The sequence below is a fragment of the Bacteroides sp. 44_46 genome (assembly GCF_001915465.1).
In the GTDB taxonomy this organism is placed as follows: Bacteria; Bacteroidota; Bacteroidia; order Bacteroidales; family Bacteroidaceae; genus Bacteroides; species Bacteroides clarus.
The window spans coordinates 44,852-61,978 of sequence record NZ_MNQO01000007.1 but is presented as its reverse complement, the minus strand read 5'-3'; the positions used below and the strand labels follow the sequence as shown (position 1 = coordinate 61,978).

The window sequence follows — 17,127 nt, the reverse complement described above, 5'->3', positions numbered from 1 at the left end:
ACTTATAAACTATGGCTTATATTGATTATTATCAAGTCCTTGGAGTAGACAAAACGGCATCTCAGGATGACATCAAGAAAGCGTTCCGTAAGTTGGCGCGCAAGTATCATCCCGACTTGAATCCGAATGACGTTACTGCCAAAGACAAGTTCCAGGCTATCAACGAGGCCAATGAAGTGCTTAGTGATCCTGAGAAAAGAAAGAAATATGATGAATATGGTGAACATTGGAAGCACGCCGATGAATTTGAAGCTCAGAAGCGGGCACGGCAGCAGGCCGGTGCAGGAGGTTTCGGTGGCTTCGGCGGTACGGGCTTCGGTGGTCAAGGCGGTGCCGGTTTCGGTACGGACGGGGGCGGTACATACTGGTACTCTTCCGATGGGCAGGAGTTTTCCGGGAGTAGTGCAGACGGCTTTTCAGACTTCTTTGAACAGATGTTCGGACACCGTACACGTGGTGGAGGCGGAGCAAATGCCGGCTTTCGCGGGCAGGACTTCCATGCCGATTTAAATCTGTCGCTTCGGAATGCCGCCCAAACCCATAAACAGATATTGACGGTGAACGGCAAGAATGTCCGTATCACCATTCCTGCCGGTGTGGCGAACGGGCAAGTCATTAAACTGAAAGGCTATGGCGGTGAGGGCATCAACGGTGGACCGGCGGGCGACCTGTACATTACTTTCGTGATAGCGGACGACCCTGCATTCAAACGCTTGGGTGATGACTTGTATGTAGATGTGGATATCGACCTCTATACGGCGCTCCTGGGTGGTGAAAAGTTGGTAGATACATTGGAAGGTCAGGTGAAATTGAAAGTCAAGCCCGAAACGCAGAACGGAACGAAAGTCCGTCTGAAAGGAAAGGGCTTTCCGGTATACAAGAAAGAAGGTCAGTTCGGTGACTTGATTGTGACTTATTCCGTAAAGTTACCGACGAATCTGACGGAGCAGCAGAAAGAAATGTTCCGTAAAATTCAAAGTATGAACTAAAAAGGAGAACGAGTTATGCAGAACGAATTAATTATAATCAGTGAGTATTGCGACAAGTGTCACATAGAACCCTCGTTCATTGAGATGTTGCAGGAAGGCGGTTTGATAGATATTTTGACGGAAGGCGGGGAACGTTGTCTGCAGTTTTCCCAACTGCCTGATGTAGAGCGTTACAGCCGTATGTATTACGACTTGTCTATCAACATCGAAGGTATTGATGCCATTCATCATTTATTGGAACGTATGGAAAGTATGCAGCAGGAGATTTATTCATTGCACAATAAGCTGAGGCTGTTGGGAGGTTTGGACTGACGCCTGCGGCAGCGGTACAAAAAAACGTTCCATCCTGTATCAACGGGGTGGAACGTTCTTTATATAAGGGTTAAAACGCTTACTTGCGATAGCTTTCCAACTCTTCAGCCTTAAACTTGCGGATAAAGTTGAAATGCTTCTCTATTTCAGACTCAGCATAGTTTACGTATACCAGTGCCGACTTGGCGAACAATTCGGGAGCTTTTGTAGCATCCTGAATCAGCAAGTGGGACATTACGCATACGGCAGCCATTTCGTAAAGACGACGGGCCACGAAATCAAGCAATTCCTGGTCGCTGCTTTCCTTAACGGCATTGGTACAAGCCTCGAGCTTGTTCGTCATTTCTTTAACGCGATCCAACAGCGGTTGCATGTCTTCGCTACACGGAATCAGTTCATAGTCGCGCAGGGTAGCGGCATAAGAACCGTTGGTGACGTAGCGGATAGCGGCTACGGTCTGCAACTGCGTAGTACCTTCGTAGATGCTGGTGATACGTGCGTCACGATAAATGCGCTGACAAGCATATTCCAGCATGAAACCGGAACCGCCGTGAATTTGGATGCTGTCGTAAGCGTTCTGGTTGGCATATTCGGAGTTCATACCTTTGGCCAGTGGAGTGAAAGAATCGGCCAATTTGGCATATTTCTTTTGTTCCTGACGTTCTTCCGGGGTCAGTTTGCGTTCGCGGGCGATATCGTCCAATGCCTTGTAGATGTCTACGTAGCGTGAAGTTTGGTACAACAAAGCGCGGCCTGCATCCAATTTGGCTTTCATGATAGCCAGCATATCGTATACGGCGGGGAACTCGATGATAGCTTTACCGAATTGTTTACGGTCTTTGGCATAAGCCAGACCTTCGTTGTAGGCGGCTTGTGACAAACCTACGGATTGAGCGGCGATACCCAGGCGGGCGCCGTTCATCAATGCCATTACGTATTTAATCAAACCGAGTTTGCGGTCGCCGCAGAGTTCGCACTTCGCATTCTTATAGACCAGTTCGCAGGTAGGAGAGCCGTGAATACCCAACTTGTTTTCGATGCGGCGAACGTTTACGCCACCGTCGCGCTTGTCGTAGATGAACATGGACAGGCCGCGGCCGTCTTTTGTTCCCTCTTCCGAACGTGCCAGCACGAGGTGCAGGTCGGCATCACCGTTAGTGATGAAACGCTTCACGCCGTTCAGACGCCAGCAGTTGTTTGCCTCGTCATAAGTAGCTTTCAGCATTACGCTTTGGAGGTCGGAACCGGCATCCGGTTCGGTCAGGTCCATTGACATGGTTTCGCCGGCGCAGATGCGGGGGATGAAACGGCTGTGCTGGTCTTCGTTACCGAACTCGTAAAGAGTTTCGATACAGTCTTGCAAAGACCAGATGTTGCCAAAACCGGCATCGGCGGCAGCTACGATTTCCGCGCACATGGTGTACGGGGTAATCGGGAAGTTCAGCCCGCCGAAACGACGCGGCATGGTCATGCCGTTGAGGCCGGCTTTCACCATAGCGTCGAGGTTCTGTTTGGTACCGCTGGCATACTCCACACGGCCGTTGGCGCAATGAGGACCTTCTTCGTCCACGCCTTCGGCATTGGGAGCGATAATCTCACCCGTAATCTCACCGGTGATTTCGAGTACCTTGTCGTATGAGTCGATGGCGTCCGCATAGTCCTGCGGGGCATAATCGAACTTGTCTTTATCTTCGTAGCCGCGTTCTTTCAGTTCGCAGATACGCTGCATCATCGGATTGTTCAAGTGATACTTGAGTTCCGGAATATCTGTATAAAAATTAGCCATGGTTTTCTTACTTACTATTCTGTTTGTAATACTTAATCATCTTCGGGATAACCTCTTCTACCGTACCGTTGATTACATAATCGGCAATGGTGTTGATAGGAGCGTTTTCGTCGTTGTTGACGGAGATGATGATACCGCTCTCTTGCATTCCGGCGATGTGCTGGATTTGTCCGCTGATGCCGCAAGCGATGTAGAGTTTCGGACGGACGGTAACACCGGTCTGACCAATCTGACGGTCATGGTCGGCATAGCCTGCATCGACGGCGGCGCGGCTGGCGCCTACTTCGGCGTGAAGTTCCTTAGCCAGTTCAAACAGCATATCGAAGTTCTCGCGGCTGCCCATGCCGTAACCGCCGGCTATAACGATGGGGGCGCCTTTCAGATTGTGTTTGGCTTTTTCTACGTGGCGGTCGATAACCTTCACTACATAGTCCGTTTCGGGGACATACTTGGCAACGTCGTGACGGATAATTTCACCCTTGTAGTTGGCATCCAGAATCTCTTTCTTCATCACGCCCTCGCGTACGGTCGCCATTTGCGGGCGGTGTTCGGGGTTCACAATCGTTGCTACGATGTTACCGCCGAATGCGGGACGGATTTGGTACAACAGATTTTCGTAGGTCTTGCCCTCTTTCTTGTCTTCATGGTTGCCGATTTCGAGTGAAGTACAGTCGGCGGTCAGTCCGCTGGTCAGTGCGGAAGACACGCGGGGACCGAGGTCACGGCCGATAACGGTTGCTCCCATCAGGCAGATTTGCGGTTGTTCTTCTTTGAACAGGTTGATGAGGACGGAAGAGTGGGGAAGGGAAGTGTATGGGAACAAGCCCGGAGCGTCGAATACGTGCAGTTTGTCAACGCCGAAGGGCAATACTTGCTTTTCAATGCCTGCCAAATTGTTTCCGGCGGCAACAGCTTCCAGCTGGCAGCCCAACTGATTAGCCAGTTTACGGCCTTTGGTCAGGAGTTCGAGACTGACATCGGCAACCGTAGTGCCTTCTATCTCTAAATATACAAATACATTATTCATAATCTTATCCTATCGTGTGGTTAGCTAACAGTTCAACAATCAAATCTTCTACATCCTGGTCGCTGCCTGTCAGTGTCTTGCTTTCTTTGGCTTGGAATGAAATGTTCTGAATGGTTTTCACCTTTGTAGGCGAACCGCTCAGACCGCATTGTACGAGGTCGCCGTTTACGTCGGCTACACTCCACTCGGTGATGTTCAGATAAGGATATTTCTCATAAAGGGCTGCGTACGGCAGTTCTGCGCCTTCTTTTTCAATGGCGGCTTTCTCCTGTGCGCCGAGAGCGCGTTTGTATTTCTGTACCAGTTTGGCATTGCGCGGACGGCAGGGAGCGGCACTTCCGTTGACGGTGATAACGATGGGTAACGGACCTTCTACCGTCTCCACACCACCGTCGATATGACGTTTTACGGTAATCTTCTTGGCGGCCTTGTCTACATTCAGAATCTCTTCTGCATAAGTCACCTGCGTCAATCCCAATTTTTCCGCTACCTGCGGACCTACTTGAGCCGTATCACCGTCGATGGCTTGGCGGCCGCCGATGATGATGTCGCAATCGCCAATCTTCTTGATGGCGGTGGCAAGGGCATAGGAAGTAGCCAGTGTATCAGCTCCGGCAAAAGCGCGGTCGGTCAGCAGATAACCGTTGTCAGCGCCACGGTAAAGTCCTTCACGAATAACTTCGGCTGCGCGTCCCGGTCCCATAGTCAGGATGGTTACGGTGGAGCTCGGATGTTCATCTTTCAAACGGAGAGCTTGCTCAAGGGCATTCAGGTCTTCGGGGTTGAAGATGGCAGGGAGTGCCGCGCGGTTAATGGTTCCGTCGGCTTTCATGGCATCTTTCCCAACGTTACGCGTGTCGGGAACTTGTTTTGCCAATACAACAATTTTCAAACTCATGCTATTAATAATTAGTATTAGTATTTCTACATGTCAGTGCCGGGAATAGGAGTAGTAGAGTCCTGCTACTGAAATTATCCGGTTAACTATCAGCGTGCAAATTTACGCAAAGAGTTGGGTTTGACAAGAAAACAAAGTAAAAAATGCACATCCGAGAAGATTTTGAGCAAAAAAGCAAAACGTAAAAATGGTAATTCAAACCGTAATTCGTCTACTTCCCGAATGTTTCTTCCGTTGTATTTTTGCAGCGTTGAATATATCAGGAAATATTTCTGATACCTGATAATCAAGAATAATTTTAAATCAATATATTTTAATAAAAGCTATGTATATAGAAAAGATTAACGGGCCTGCAGACGTGAAACGGCTTTCGGCGGGCGAACTGGAAACATTGAGTGAAGAAGTGCGCAGCGTATTGCTGAAAAAGCTGAGCGAACATGGCGGTCATGTAGGACCGAACCTGGGTATGGTAGAGGCTACCATTGCCTTGCATTACGTATTCAATTCACCGATAGACAAGATTGTCTACGACGTTTCCCACCAAAGCTATACGCACAAGATATTGACGGGGCGTAAATCGGCATTTATGAACGCTGCCGAGTATGATGAAGTGTCGGGCTACACCGAACCGTCGGAAAGCGAACACGACTTCTTCGTCATCGGACATACGTCGACTTCCGTCAGCCTTGCCACCGGACTGGCCAAAGCGCGTGATTTGAAAGGTGATACGGGCAATGTGATAGCCGTAATCGGTGACGGCTCTTTAAGCGGCGGCGAGGCTTTCGAAGGATTGAACAATGCCGCCGAATTAGGTACGAACTTCATCGTGATTGTGAACGATAACCAAATGTCCATTGCCGAAAACCATGGCGGACTGTATCGTAACCTGCAACTGTTGCGTGATACCGACGGGCAGGCGCCTTGCAATTTCTTTACCGCTATGGGATTGGACTATCTGTACGTAAAAGACGGTAATGATGTGCAGGCATTGATAAGCGCTTTCCAAAAAGTGAAAGATATCGACCATCCGGTTGTGGTGCACATCAATACCCTTAAAGGTAAAGGCTACCGTCTTGCCGAGCAGCAGCAAGAACGTTTCCATTACAGTATTCCGTTTAGTTTGGAAACGGGTAACCCGTCGGTTGACTTCGGTAATGAAGAAGATTATGGCGACCTTACGGCACGTTACCTGCTGCAAGAGATGAAGCGAGACCGTACCATTGTCGGTATCACAGCGGGTACACCCACTGTTTTCGGCTTTACGGCGGAGCGTCGCGAAGAGGCGGGACATCAGTTTGTTGATGTGGGCATTGCCGAGGAACATGCCGTTGCCATGGCTTCCGCCATTGCTGCCGGTGGTGGAAAGCCTGTCTTCGGTGTATACAGTACTTTCATCCAGCGTGCCTACGACCAGTTGTCGCAAGACCTGTGTATTAATAACAATCCGGCATTGATTCTCGTCTTTTGGGGCGGAGCGTCGAGCATGAACGATGTCACTCACCTTTGTCTTTTTGATATTCCGGTCATCGGCAATATTCCGAATATGGTCTATCTGGCTCCAACCTGCCGTGAGGAGTATCTGGCTATGTTGGAGTGGGGCATTCACCAGACGGAGTATCCGGTGGCCGTCCGTGTTCCCGCCAACGGGGTTATTTCACGCGGCATCGATCCGGAAAAGGATTATGGCAAGCTGCTGAACCGCTATGAAGTGTCGCGCCGTGGCGAAAAGGTTGCCGTTCTCGGACTTGGTTCTTTCTATCAATTGGGTGAGGAAGTAGTCAGGAAGCTGAAAGAGGACACCGGAATCGATGCAACGCTTGTCAACCCTCGTTTCATTACGGGTGTGGACGAAGAACTGCTCGAAGACTTGAAGTGCGATCATACATTGGTGGTTACTCTGGAAGACGGTGTGCTCGACGGCGGCTTTGGAGAGAAGATTGCCCGTTACTATGCTTCGTCGGATATGAAAGTCTTGAATTATGGTATCAAGAAAGAGTTTGCAGACCGCTATGACATAAGCGAGTTGTTGCGGGATAACCGTTTGACAGCGCCGCAGATAGCGGATGATATAAAGAGGGTAAGATGAGAAAAAGCGGAGATAAGCTTTGGCAAAATAAACTCCCGGTTTAATGGGGATAAATTAAGAGTTTAATAGCAATAAACAGGCAGTTTATTGCTATTAAACTCTTAATTTGTTTTGGGTAAACGATAGTAAACTATACGTGTCTCGATTGTCGGTCTTCAGGTTACTTGATACCCAGCTTCTTGGCAATGTCTTTGGGCAGTGCATCCTTATGAACGATGATGTTCATCGTTTTGTAGCGCACGAACGCTTTGGAAGCATACCACAAACCTTTGTATGTGCCGGCTTGTCCCCAAGAATTCTTTACCATATAATATTCGTTGCCCTCTTGGTCTTTGGCGATACCGTAAATCAGCATACCGTGGTCATCGGTCGTTTCCCAGTTGTCGTATGCCAACTGACGTTCTTCCTGTGTGCACCATTTTTGCGGTTGCGGCTTGCTGTTCAGTTTCTTTTCCTCGGGTTTCATCTTCAGCCAGTGCGCCATGTCGGAACCGCTTAACTCTTGAACTTTTTCAGCATCAGGCATAACGGCCACACCGTCGCGTGTGAAACCCTGTTCGCTTACGTCGCTGCCCCAAGCGATGGTGTAACCCTTGTTGATGGCATTGTCGAATACTTGCATCAGCTCGTCGATAGGCAGGTTGTAGGAAGAAGCCCAGCGCCAGTTGTCTTGGATTTCCAGAACGAACGGCTGGTAGAACGGGTGGTGAGTATAGGAAGTGAGTGAGATGTAATCATCAGCATTCAAGCCCGTGGATTCGTAAAAGGACTTCGGGGTATACTCCTTGCCTTTGTAGGTGAACTTTTCGGGACGTTCGCCCAAATAGATGTCGTGTATGGAAGCGATGGCTTTCTTCCAAAGCAGGTTGTTGTCTTTGTCGGCCTGCAATTTGCGGTGATTTCCTTTGGCGATGGCTGCCACTACGGCATCGGATACGGCTGTCAGCTCGTTATGATTGCTCAGCGTATCGCCGTACATCACTCCCGGACGCATTTCTTCTTCGGGCACCAGGCCGAATGTTTTCATACCGTATATCACATCGTAGAACGAACCGCCTTGCGAGAAAGATATATCGCCGTGTGTGCGTACTGCTTTGTCGGCACGGTCTAAGTAAGTGTTGTGCACGATAAACATTTCTGACAGGTCGTACTCGCCCTTGCCCATACGGAGCAACTCGGATTCGATGAACGCCAGTCCGGAATAGCACCAGCATGTGCCGGCACGGTTCTGGTTCTTGATGGATGTAATCGGGTTTTCTTTTACGGTAGTAAAGACGAATCCCTCTTCTTTCGGGGTGTCCTGTGCCATTGTATTCAGACTGAACAGTCCTAAGGCAGCGATCAGTATAGACTTTTTCATCATGATTAAATTGTTATTAATTTATAGTTGTAGCCGCAAATATAGGTAGAATATCGTAAACAAAAGCTATCTTTGGCACGTTAATTCTGACACTTATGGAGAAAATAGTACGTATGGACAATCAAAGCGGCCTGGTTCTTGAGGGTGGCGGCATGCGCGGCGTCTTTACTTGCGGCGTGTTGGATAATTTTATGGACCGGGGTATCCGCTTTCCTTATACGATTGGCGTCAGTGCAGGCGCATGTAATGGACTGTCGTATATGTCGGGGCAGCGGGGACGTGCCAAGTATAGCAATATAGACCTGTTGGAGAAATATAATTATATCGGACTGAAGTATCTGCTGAAAAAGCGCAATATCATGGATTTCGACTTGCTGTTCAGGGAGTTTCCCGAACATATCCTGCCGTACGATTATGATGCGTATTTCCGTCGCCCGGAACGTTTTGTCATGGTAACGACCAACTGCCTGACGGGGGAAGCCAATTACTTTGAGGAAAAACGGAATAAGGAACGGGTCATTGATATTGTCCGCGCTTCGAGCAGTCTGCCTTTTGTTTGCCCCATTACCTATGTGGACGATATCCCGATGCTGGATGGCGGCATTGTGGACAGTATTCCTTTGATGCGCGCCCGCCGGGACGGTTACGACCGCAATGTAGTGGTGTTGACACGTAACCGGGGCTACCGTAAGGATATTCAAGGGACTAAAGTTCCGCCTTTTATTTATAAGAAATATCCTCATTTGCGTGAGGCAATCAATCGGCGCAGCAGTGTCTACAATGAGCAGCTTGAATTGGTGGAACGGCTGGAAGATGCGGGGGAGATTACCGTTATACGCCCGCAAAAGCCAATAGTGGTAGACCGCATCGAAAGAGATATAAACAAACTGACTGCTCTTTATGAAGAGGGATATGCGTGTGCGGCAGCTTTCCGGTTTGAGTAAGCTGTTAACTAAGGTATAAATTTGCCGGATAAAAATCATAATAAGGAAAATAATTTGTATCTTTGCGCCCACATAACTTCTGCAAGTTATAAATATCCGGGGTTGACTGGATTTGACAGCGGGCAGAAATGGTAAGTAAGCATGCAGTGCGTCGTTGATTTGCACTTAAATCTCAGTCTTCAAAATTTTATCTGGCGAAAGACAATTTGCTCTTGCTGCTTAATCGAAGTATAGTAGATTAGCTTAATCCCGATACAAGGTGTCGGGACGGGACATCACTCGGAAGCTGTTGCTCCGAAGCATTCCGGTCAAGTGGTGCAGTCAAATCGGGGATAGTTCATGTCGGCCTCGCGGCATGGATGAAACTTTAGAGGATAAGGTAACGGTTGATGGCTTTGGTTCTGCCGTTGCACGAAAACTTAGGCAAAGATAAGCATGTAGAAAGCTTATGATTTCCTCGTTTGGACGAGGGTTCGATTCCCTCCAGCTCCACTCTTGATGTTGAAAGACAGGAGATTGGAATAACGACTCCCCCAATTAGTCTCATAAAACTAATTGGGGGAGTTCTTTATTCTTTGGGAGTTGCCTTTGCCGCGCATTCCGGGCAAAGCCCTTTCAATACATAGTTGATACTGCTCAGCGTAAATCCTTCCGGCACCTGTACTACCGGCGTAGGGATATTCTGGAAGCAGAATGTTTTGTTGCATTCTTCGCAATGAAAATGAGTGTGCAAATCATTGACTTCGCAAGAACAGCCGGCGCTGCATACCGCATATTTAAACGACCCCGACCCGTCGTCAATGCTGTGTATCAGGTGATGAGAAAGGAAAAGAGTGATGGTGCGGAAGATAGAAGATTTATCAACCGTATCCAGCATATTTTCCAAATCGAGCAAAGAGACGGAGCGGCCTGCCTTTAGCATGGCCTGCAACACTAATATGCGTATGGCGGTAGGTTGTATCTCTCTCTTTTCCAACAGGTCTAAATAATCCTTTTCTTTCATAAGATTCTGCCTTTCTATTTTATCAGTTTCTGTATGCGGATAGCGTTTACTATAGCGATAAGAGCCACGCCGACATCTGCAAAAACGGCTTCCCACAGTGTAGCCAATCCGCCGGCACCTAAAATCAGTACTAACAGTTTAACCCCGAAAGCCAGCGAAATGTTCTGCCAGACAATCCGGCGCGTCTGCTTACCGGCACGAATCGCAGTAGCTACTTTGGAGGGCTGGTCGGTCTGGATTACGACATCGGCCGTTTCAATGGCGGCATCGCTGCCCAATCCGCCCATTGCGATTCCCACATGGCTGAGGGCGAGGACGGGAGCGTCATTGATGCCGTCGCCTACAAAAGCTATCCGATTACCGGCATTCTGCCGAAGTTCCTCTATGTGCTCCACTTTGCCGTCGGGCAGTAAGTCGCCATAAGCCTGTGTTACTCCCAGCTTTTCTGCAAAGTTAGTGACAATCGCTTGTTTATCTCCCGATAATATCTGAATATTATTGATATTTAAAGTTTTCAAATCCTCTATGGCTTTGCGGGCGTCTTCTTTCAGCGTATCGGATAACAGCAGGTAACCCGCATAGGCAGAATCGACGGCGCAGACTACCACCGTATCGGCAATCTTGGATAATTCCTGCGGATATTCCACGTTATATTTGGATAATAGGCGGGCGTTACCTACCAGTATGCGCTGTCCGTCTATCTTTGTTTCAAGACCGTGACCTGCAATTTCCGTGACTTCCGCAGTGGGAACAAAGGATATCCGCCTTTGCTCCGCGTAGCCGGTAATAGCCTTGGCTATGGGGTGTGTGCTGTTGCGTTCCGCGGAAGCGATGATTTGTATCAGCTTTTCTTCGGATACGCCGTGTTGTGTACGGCAGGACTGTACTTCAAACGTTCCTTTGGTCAGCGTGCCCGTCTTGTCGAAGACTACCGTATTGACTTTGGTAATGGCATCCAGGTAATTACCGCCTTTGAACAATACACCCAAGCGGGATGCGGCGCCGATACCGCCGAAGTATCCCAAAGGAATGCTGACTACCAGAGCGCAAGGACATGAAATGACCAGAAATACAAGTGCCCGGTACAGCCAGTCGTCAAAGGTGAATATGAACTGCGTGTTTGCCAATGAATAGAGGAAAGGCAGCAGCACTATCAACACCGCCAGCCCGGTTACAATCGGCGTATAGATGCGGGCGAACCTGCGTATGAACAGCTCGGCGGGCGCTTTGCGTTCGGACGCGTTCTGCACCAGCTCCAGTATGCGCGACAAAGCGCTCTTCTCAAAGGGCTTCGTCACTTCCACCCTGATAACCTTATCTGTGGCAATCATTCCGGCAAGTACTTCTTCGCCTTTTCGTATCGTGCGGGGCACGCTTTCGCCCGTAAGGGCGGAGGTGTTGAATGCGGCCGATTCGCCCAGCATTGTTCCGTCCAGCGGAACACGTTCCCCGGGTTTCACTTCGATAATGTCACCCACCTGTACATTGCGGGGAGATTCGGTAACGGCCTCATTATCCCTGATAACCGTTGCCTTTTCCGGGCGTACATCAAGCAATGCGCTGATATTCCGCTTGGCTCTGCTTACCGCTTTGTCCTGAAATAATTCCCCCAATGAATAGAACAGCATTACTGCCACGCCTTCCGGGTATTCCTTAATATAGAAAGCCCCTAACGTAGCGATAGACATCAGTGTAAATTCACTGAAAACATCTTTCCGCAGAATACTTTCCCATGCCTCTTTCAGTACGGGTAACCCTACGGGCAGATATGCCAGCAGATACCAGACAAGTACGACGGTATCGTCCGAGAAGAAGCTTATATTCATCGCTTTCATGGCTATTCCGCCAAAGAGCAGAAGGGCTGAAAGCAGGATTCTCCGATACTCCTTTAAGAAACCGGTATTTCCCGGTGTATTCTTCGGCTGTGCATTGTCATGCGCACAGCAACATGTACAACTATGATGTCCCATATTATCTTTATTTTTGATGCAAAGATAGGCAATGGGAAATGCAACCAAGTTGCAAAGTTACGTTACTCTGGATAATATTCAGATTTCAAGCATTTTCTTTTCTCTTTCCAAATCCTTTTCATTGAGAAGGGGAGAGGGGACAGAGCAGGTTTTGATATAATCGCCCGGTTGGCAGGTATAATTATAATAAGGTATTTGCTCTTCCGTCAGTTCTTCTTTAGGGATGATAGCGCCCTTCAGCTCCAGAAAGTCATCCATGTTGGTGCTGTCCGAGTATTTGATGAAGATGATTCTTCGGGCTATCGGGTTGCGGTTATAATCCAGACAGAGGTAGAGGCCTTTGAGCATGTGCGGGAAATCGTACATGGGCAGTTGCAGATAGATTGTGAATAAGGCCATTTGCGGAGATTCCCGTTCGTTGAACATAATGTAGGAATTCTGATGATTGCTGAAGATACCTGTGCCGAAGTGGGTAGTGTTGTAGGCGCTCATGTGTATGACCTTGACATAATCGTTGTTTTCGGATGTCGTGATAAGGTAAGGCTCCACTTTCAGGGCGTTGGTTGAGGAAGAAAGGCTGTAACTGATGTATATGCCGCTATAATTGTACGCGTCTTGCACCGAGCGGAGCATTTCTTCCGATATCATGTCCAGAAAGGGATTCTCTTTCTGTCCGGTGGCAGCGGCGGGTTCCAGTTCGTACAGTCGCTCTTTTAATTCTTTCAGATTACCGAGAAGGCGTTTTTTCGATACATTGTTCACTTGCGACAGCGCGTAGTCCAGTGCTTCTTCTTCATTATTACCTTTTTTAATGCACCCGATATAGGTGGGCAATACGCTTGAGTAGAGCGAGGACAATACGCTTGCCGCCATATTGGTGTGGTCGGCTATCTCTTTCATCTTTACACCTTTGTTGCGCAGGTACTCAATGCGTTTGTATATTTCCGGCAGTTCGTTCATATCGTTGCGGGTTACTGGCTGTTTACTTAAAATGTCTGCAAAGAAAATCACGTGGTGTTATGCTTTCATTACATTAATATTGCATTAATGTTACATTATAAAATGCTGGTTTCATGAATATTATTAATAATGGAAATTCATTTTTGCTGTTGAAAAGCTGCCTTACATTTGCTGCCGGAATCAAAAACAAGATAGATATTATGAATACGATAACCGGTAAAAAAGAAGCCGTTGTTTCCAACAAGAAATTGTCTGATGCCCTGTTTATTCTTTGGGCGGGCGGGGCGGCACTGCTTTCTTATTCTTTGGTATATGCATTGCGCAAGCCGTTTACCGCCGCAACTTTCGACGGACTCGACTTTTTCGGAATGGACTATAAGACTGCGACCAGTATTATACAGATATCCGGTTATTTTATTTCCAAACTGATAGGCATCAAAGTGATTTCTGAGCTGAAGAAAGAAAATCGGCTGAAGTTTATTATCCTTTCGGTCGCGGTCGCCGAACTGTCCCTTGTTCTTTTCGGAGCGCTTCCGCAGCCTTTCAATGTATTCGCCCTGTTCTTCAACGGGCTTTCTTTGGGATGCATGTGGGGAGTGATTTTCAGTTTTCTGGAAGGGAGGCGGGTAACGGATTTGCTGGCCAGCCTTATGGGACTGAGCATCGCTATCAGCTCGGGCACCGCAAAGTCGACCGGACTTTTTGTGATGGATAACTTGCATATCAGTGAATTCTGGATGCCTGCTTTTATCGGAGCGTTCGCTTTTCCGCTTTTATCCTTTTTGGGGTGGCTGATGACGCGGATGCCCCAGCCTACGCAGGCTGACAAGGAACTGCGCACGGAAAGGGTTACGTTGGACAGCAAAGCCCGCCTGAATCTGTTCAAGAGCTTTATGCCTGTACTGATAATGCTGTTCTTCGCCAACCTGTTCATTACGGTATTGCAGGACATCAAAGAGGATTTTCTGGTGAAGATACTCGATATCAATGCTGCGGGACTTTCTTCGTGGGCGTTTGCCCGGGTAGACGCGACGGTTACATTAATCATTCTGTGCATGTTCGGGCTGATGTCAATGGTAAGGAGCAACATAAAGGTACTGTGCCTGCTGTTGGGACTGGTTACTTGCGGCACGGCCGCGTTAAGTTTCATGGCTTTCAATTATTCGGCTTTGCGGTTGCCGCCTATGATGTGGCTGTTTCTCCAAAGCTTGTCGCTCTACACAGTCTACCTTAGTTTCCAGACACTCTTTTTCGAGCGCTTCATCGCTTGCTTCAAGATAAAAGGGAATGTGGGCTTTTTCATTATTACACTGGATTTCATTGGTTATACGGGTACGGTGGTGGTACTGGTATTCAAGGAATTCTTTAATCCTGCCGTCAACTGGCTGGACTTTTACAATCTGATGTCCGGTTATGTAGGTATAGCGTGCAGCGTTGCGTTTGTCGGTTCGGCAATTTATCTGGTACAGCGTTATCGCCGTGAGAAATATGCGGAAACTTCCGGCGAGGAATTCGATACACCTCATCCGGCGGGTGGCTTATCCGGTAAGCGTGTTTCATTGGAACTTCTTCCGGATATGGCAAAATAAGCAGACAGGAAAAATAACAGTAAGATATAAATTATGAAGAAAATTGAATGTATTATCATGGATTGGGCAGGCACGGCAGTCGATTACGGCTGTTTCGCTCCGGTCGCCGCTTTCATTGAGAGTTTTAATGTGATAGGCACTCCGGTAACGGCTGCTGAGACACGTGCCCACATGGGGCTGACCAAAGTAGAGGAAATACGCGCTTTGTTCCATATCGACCGCGTAAGAAACGAGTTTGAAAAGAAATACGGCCGCCCGTATACCGAGGAAGATATATTGGCGCGCTATGCGGATTTTCAGCGTGTGTTGTTTGCATCCCTGGAAGACTATACGACACCCGTTCCCGGTGTGGTCGAAACAATATCGGGATTGCGTGCGCAAGGGATTAAGATAGGCTCTACTACCGGTTATAACCGTGCAATGATGGATGTCGTATTGCCTGCCGCCGCGGCCCGCGGATATGTGGTTGACAATTGTGTCACTCCCGACGGACTGCCTGCCGGCCGTCCCGCTCCTTATATGATTTATAAGAACATGACGGAGCTTGCCGTGCCTTCGGCAGACTGTGTAGTGAAAGTAGGCGATACGATTGCCGACATCAAAGAGGGAGTGAATGCCAAAGTCTGGACGGTAGGCGTCATACTTGGCAGCAACGAACTGGGGCTGACCCTGGAAGAAGTGAATGCTTTGCCCGCCGCCGAATTGACAATCCGCAAGCAGGATGTCCGCCGCCGTATGCTGGCTGCCGGAGCCCATTATGTAATAGACTCCGTTGAAGAACTTCCCGCCGTGATAGATGATATTAATAACTTTAAAATACCAAGAATATGAAACCTTACATTTTATTGACCCCCGGGCCTCTCACTACTTCCGAAACCGTAAAAGAAGCCATGCTCACCGATTGGTGTACATGGGATGCGGATTATAACGTGCATATCGTGGAAGAAATCCGCAAATCCCTCGTTGCGCTTGCCACAAAGCGGACTGATGAATATACTTCCATTCTTTTGCAAGGCAGCGGAACCTATTGTGTGGAAGCCGTTATCGGAAGTACTGTTAAGCCGGGTGACAAGCTTCTTATTTTAAGTAACGGAGCCTACGGTGACCGTATGGGAAATATAGCCGAATATCACGGCATCGACTACGATATGCTGGCCTTTGATGAGACGGAGCAGGTATCTGTCGACTATGTGGATGATTATTTGGCGCATAATGCGGAGATTACGCATGTGTCGGTAGTGCATTGTGAAACCACTACCGGGGTGCTGAATCCGTTGAAGGAGATTGCCCATATTGTAAAGATGCACGGCAAGAAACTGATTGTAGATGCCATGAGCAGCTTTGGCGGCGTACCTTTGGATGTGCAGGAGCTGGGTATCGATTTCCTTATCAGCAGCTCCAATAAGTGTATTCAGGGAGTACCGGGCTTCGGCTTTATTATTGCCCGCAAGTCGGAGTTGGCGCACTGTAAAGGCGTTTCCAAATCTCTGTCGCTCGATATTTACGATCAGTGGGAAACAATGGAAAAAGGGCATGGAAAGTGGCGCTTTACATCGCCTACCCATGTGGTGAGAGCTTTTAAACAGGCCATGGATGAATTGCTGGAAGAGGGCGGGGTAGAGGCACGCCACGAAAGATATTGTGCGAATCATGACGTACTGGTAAAAGGAATGCGCTCACTCGGCTTCAAGACTTTGCTTCCTGATGAAATACAGTCTCCGGTTATTACCTCTTTCCTCTATCCGAATGCGGACTTCGATTTCACATCGTTTTATGCGCAGCTCAAGGAAAGGGGCTTTGTGATTTATCCGGGCAAGATTTCCCAGGCGGACACGTTCCGTATCGGTAATATCGGCGATGTGTATCCGGAGGACTTCGGCAAGCTGATTGAGGTAATCAAAGAATGTAAGTATTAATGAGCGTTTCGGGCAAACTGCGGTTTCCCAGTCGCATACCGAGATACTCCGGGGCATATCCTCGGGGTATCTCGGTCGTATTCACAGGGTATCTCGGCTGTACCTTCAGGGTACCTCAGTCGTACCCTTAGGGGTATCTCAGCCGTACCTTCAGGGTACCTCGGTCATATACTTAGGTATCCCCCTGCCTGAAATGCGCTGCGGGGCACAACAATTATCGGGGGAAAATCGTTGTAGACGTAAGAAAAAATTATATCTTTGTTCGTAGAGTCAGGTATTCATGAAGA

Annotated in this window: 14 protein-coding genes and 1 other RNA gene; 8 read left to right on the top strand and 7 right to left on the bottom strand. The window is 48.4% G+C overall.

Translation table 11 applies throughout. From position 1 onward, the window contains the following. The first annotated feature begins 11 nt into the window (after positions 1–11). A complete protein-coding gene (locus BHV73_RS03730; protein ID WP_087413309.1) occupies positions 12–989 on the top strand; it encodes a DnaJ C-terminal domain-containing protein in 978 nt (325 codons plus the stop codon). 15 nt (positions 990–1,004) lie between these two features. After that, positions 1,005–1,301 (top strand): chaperone modulator CbpM, encoded by a 297-nt coding sequence (locus tag BHV73_RS03725; RefSeq protein WP_009121266.1) that lies wholly within the window; start codon positions 1,005–1,007, stop codon positions 1,299–1,301. 79 nt (positions 1,302–1,380) lie between these two features. Here the strand turns inward: BHV73_RS03725 and BHV73_RS03720 are convergent, their stop codons facing one another. The 3 genes from BHV73_RS03720 to BHV73_RS03710 are packed head-to-tail and all read right to left on the bottom strand — an operon-like array spanning position 1,381 to position 5,012. Then, positions 1,381–3,087, bottom strand: coding sequence for an acyl-CoA dehydrogenase family protein (locus BHV73_RS03720; RefSeq protein WP_087413310.1), 1,707 nt, complete (start codon positions 3,085–3,087; stop codon positions 1,381–1,383). Positions 3,088–3,094: 7 nt separating this feature from the next. Beyond that, positions 3,095–4,114, bottom strand: a complete 1,020-nt coding sequence (locus tag BHV73_RS03715; protein ID WP_009121268.1) for an electron transfer flavoprotein subunit alpha/FixB family protein — start codon at positions 4,112–4,114, stop codon at positions 3,095–3,097. Between the two features lie 4 nt (positions 4,115–4,118). Further along, positions 4,119–5,012, bottom strand: coding sequence for an electron transfer flavoprotein subunit beta/FixA family protein (locus tag BHV73_RS03710; RefSeq protein ID WP_195621704.1), 894 nt, complete (start codon positions 5,010–5,012; stop codon positions 4,119–4,121). 325 nt (positions 5,013–5,337) lie between these two features. On the opposite strand from BHV73_RS03710, the gene BHV73_RS03705 reads away from it, so the two are divergent. Beyond that, positions 5,338–7,098, top strand: coding sequence for a 1-deoxy-D-xylulose-5-phosphate synthase (locus BHV73_RS03705; protein ID WP_195621705.1), 1,761 nt, complete (start codon positions 5,338–5,340; stop codon positions 7,096–7,098). A 160-nt stretch (positions 7,099–7,258) separates the two neighbouring features. Here BHV73_RS03705 and BHV73_RS03700 read toward each other — a convergent pair whose 3' ends face one another. Further along, positions 7,259–8,458 (bottom strand): C1 family peptidase, encoded by a 1,200-nt coding sequence (locus tag BHV73_RS03700; RefSeq protein WP_039950535.1) that lies wholly within the window; start codon positions 8,456–8,458, stop codon positions 7,259–7,261. A gap of 95 nt (positions 8,459–8,553) precedes the next feature. Between BHV73_RS03700 and BHV73_RS03695 the strand changes: the two genes are divergently transcribed. Next, entirely contained in the window at positions 8,554–9,402 is an 849-nt protein-coding gene (locus BHV73_RS03695) for a patatin-like phospholipase family protein (RefSeq protein WP_009121273.1), read from the top strand. Positions 9,403–9,500: 98 nt separating this feature from the next. Further along, positions 9,501–9,897, top strand: a transfer-messenger RNA (tmRNA) gene (gene ssrA / locus BHV73_RS03690). 73 nt (positions 9,898–9,970) lie between these two features. Here the strand turns inward: ssrA and BHV73_RS03685 are convergent. The 3 genes from BHV73_RS03685 to BHV73_RS03675 form a co-directional block, all read right to left on the bottom strand. Further along, entirely contained in the window at positions 9,971–10,405 is a 435-nt protein-coding gene (locus tag BHV73_RS03685) for a Fur family transcriptional regulator (protein ID WP_022217742.1), read from the bottom strand. Between the two features lie 14 nt (positions 10,406–10,419). Then, positions 10,420–12,375: a heavy metal translocating P-type ATPase gene (locus tag BHV73_RS03680; protein WP_286736587.1), complete on the bottom strand. Its 1,956-nt coding sequence runs from the start codon at positions 12,373–12,375 to the stop codon at positions 10,420–10,422. 78 nt (positions 12,376–12,453) lie between these two features. After that, a complete protein-coding gene (locus tag BHV73_RS03675; protein WP_022217740.1) occupies positions 12,454–13,335 on the bottom strand; it encodes a hypothetical protein in 882 nt (293 codons plus the stop codon). 200 nt (positions 13,336–13,535) lie between these two features. Between BHV73_RS03675 and BHV73_RS03670 the strand changes: the two genes are divergently transcribed. Genes BHV73_RS03670 through BHV73_RS03660 form a run of 3 tightly spaced genes read left to right on the top strand, consistent with a single transcriptional unit; the run spans position 13,536 to position 16,840 of the window. Then, positions 13,536–14,924 carry a DUF5690 family protein gene (locus BHV73_RS03670; protein ID WP_242493968.1) on the top strand — a complete coding sequence of 463 codons (1,389 nt, stop codon included), beginning with the start codon at positions 13,536–13,538 and terminating at the stop codon, positions 14,922–14,924. Positions 14,925–14,957: 33 nt separating this feature from the next. Continuing rightward, complete coding sequence (gene phnX / locus BHV73_RS03665; RefSeq protein WP_009121278.1) at positions 14,958–15,755, top strand: phosphonoacetaldehyde hydrolase; 798 nt, start codon at positions 14,958–14,960, stop codon at positions 15,753–15,755. Beyond that, on the top strand, positions 15,752–16,840 hold the full coding sequence (locus BHV73_RS03660) for a 2-aminoethylphosphonate--pyruvate transaminase (RefSeq protein WP_009121279.1): 1,089 nt from the start codon (positions 15,752–15,754) through the stop codon (positions 16,838–16,840). Before phnX ends, BHV73_RS03660 begins: the two co-directional genes overlap by 4 nt. The last annotated feature ends 287 nt before the right edge of the window (positions 16,841–17,127 follow it).

Coding starts and splice junctions, on each gene's coding strand:
- BHV73_RS03730 (WP_087413309.1), top strand. CDS start 12: ATGGCTTATATTGATTATTATCAAGTCCTTGGAGTAGACAAAACGGCA.
- BHV73_RS03725 (WP_009121266.1), top strand. CDS start 1,005: ATGCAGAACGAATTAATTATAATCAGTGAGTATTGCGACAAGTGTCAC.
- BHV73_RS03720 (WP_087413310.1), bottom strand. CDS start 3,087: ATGGCTAATTTTTATACAGATATTCCGGAACTCAAGTATCACTTGAAC.
- BHV73_RS03715 (WP_009121268.1), bottom strand. CDS start 4,114: ATGAATAATGTATTTGTATATTTAGAGATAGAAGGCACTACGGTTGCC.
- BHV73_RS03710 (WP_195621704.1), bottom strand. CDS start 5,012: ATGAGTTTGAAAATTGTTGTATTGGCAAAACAAGTTCCCGACACGCGT.
- BHV73_RS03705 (WP_195621705.1), top strand. CDS start 5,338: ATGTATATAGAAAAGATTAACGGGCCTGCAGACGTGAAACGGCTTTCG.
- BHV73_RS03700 (WP_039950535.1), bottom strand. CDS start 8,458: ATGAAAAAGTCTATACTGATCGCTGCCTTAGGACTGTTCAGTCTGAAT.
- BHV73_RS03695 (WP_009121273.1), top strand. CDS start 8,554: ATGGAGAAAATAGTACGTATGGACAATCAAAGCGGCCTGGTTCTTGAG.
- BHV73_RS03685 (WP_022217742.1), bottom strand. CDS start 10,405: ATGAAAGAAAAGGATTATTTAGACCTGTTGGAAAAGAGAGAGATACAA.
- BHV73_RS03680 (WP_286736587.1), bottom strand. CDS start 12,375: ATGGGACATCATAGTTGTACATGTTGCTGTGCGCATGACAATGCACAG.
- BHV73_RS03675 (WP_022217740.1), bottom strand. CDS start 13,335: ATGAACGAACTGCCGGAAATATACAAACGCATTGAGTACCTGCGCAAC.
- BHV73_RS03670 (WP_242493968.1), top strand. CDS start 13,536: ATGAATACGATAACCGGTAAAAAAGAAGCCGTTGTTTCCAACAAGAAA.
- phnX (WP_009121278.1), top strand. CDS start 14,958: ATGAAGAAAATTGAATGTATTATCATGGATTGGGCAGGCACGGCAGTC.
- BHV73_RS03660 (WP_009121279.1), top strand. CDS start 15,752: ATGAAACCTTACATTTTATTGACCCCCGGGCCTCTCACTACTTCCGAA.